This is a genomic window from Bacillus cereus (assembly GCF_002564555.1).
GTDB lineage: Bacteria > Bacillota > Bacilli > Bacillales > Bacillaceae_G > Bacillus_A > Bacillus_A cereus_K.
In genome coordinates this window covers 1-212 of record NZ_NUVD01000092.1, presented here as the reverse complement: position 1 = coordinate 212, position 212 = coordinate 1, and the positions used below count along the sequence as shown (strand labels likewise).

The window sequence follows — 212 nt, the reverse complement described above, 5'->3', positions numbered from 1 at the left end:
TCGGCATCATATGCCGCTAAATCTGTAAACGCATATTTCCATTCGCTTGCTGCGCTTACTTCTTGTGTTGCGATCAATTTGCCATTTTGTAGTAGGTCGACCTTGATCATTTCCGGACGATCTTTCGCATTGTCGTCCTTCCATGTCTTCGTTCCTTCTACTGTTGTTTTACCAACCTTTGTATTTGTAATGTCATAACCTTTTACTTCGGA

Annotated in this window: 1 protein-coding gene; it reads right to left on the bottom strand. The window is 41.5% G+C overall.

The genetic code is table 11. The features are described 5' to 3' along the window. On the bottom strand, window positions 1-212 hold a 212-nt coding region (locus tag COI75_RS21030), incomplete at both ends, for a Cna B-type domain-containing protein (protein ID WP_255265691.1).